The following is an 846-nucleotide window of genomic DNA, read 5'->3' as shown; positions in this document are numbered from 1 at the left end:
CTTCAGCTTCGACAAGCGCAAGTACTTCAGCTAGCACGTCAGCAAGTACGTCAGCCTCAACAAGTGCAAGTACATCAGCAAGTACATCGGCTTCAACAAGCGCAAGTACATCAGCAAGTACATCGGCTTCAACGAGTGCAAGCACATCGGCAAGTACGTCAGCTTCAACAAGCGCAAGTACGTCAGCAAGTACCTCAGCTTCAACGAGCGCAAGTACTTCAGCCTCAACAAGTGCAAGTACGTCAGCAAGCACATCGGCTTCAACCAGCGCAAGTACCTCAGCAAGCACTTCAGCTTCAACGAGCGCAAGTACATCTGCCAGCACATCAGCTTCAACGAGCGCCAGCACGTCAGCAAGTACATCGGCTTCAACAAGCGCAAGTACATCGGCAAGTACGTCAGCCTCAACAAGTGCAAGTACGTCAGCAAGTACATCAGCTTCAACAAGTGCCAGCACGTCAGCAAGTACATCGGCTTCAACGAGCGCAAGTACGTCAGCAAGTACCTCAGCAAGCACTTCAGCTTCAACAAGTGCAAGTACGTCAGCAAGTATGTCGGCTTCAACAAGCGCAAGTACGTCAGCCTCAACAAGTGCAAGTACGTCAGCAAGCACATCAGCATCAACCAGCGCAAGTACTTCTGCAAGCACTTCAGCTTCAACAAGTGCCAGCACATCAGCAAGTACATCGGCTTCAACCAGCGCAAGTACCTCAGCAAGTACATCGGCTTCAACCAGCGCAAGTACGTCAGCAAGTATGTCGGCTTCAACAAGCGCAAGTACATCAGCAAGTACATCGGCTTCAACAAGTGCAAGCACATCAGCTTCAACAAGCGCAAGCACTTCAG

The 846-nt window shown here is 50.7% G+C and carries 1 protein-coding gene; it reads right to left on the bottom strand.

All coding sequences use genetic code 11. The features are described from left to right. On the bottom strand, nucleotides 1–846 hold an 846-nt coding region (locus tag QM409_RS10725; protein WP_414310510.1), incomplete at both ends, for a hypothetical protein.

Source organism: Streptococcus mitis, assembly GCF_047465045.1.
Classification (GTDB): Bacteria; Bacillota; Bacilli; order Lactobacillales; family Streptococcaceae; genus Streptococcus; species Streptococcus mitis_DT.
The sequence above is the reverse complement of the archived record's forward strand: the minus strand, read 5'-3'. Positions and strand labels throughout refer to the sequence as shown.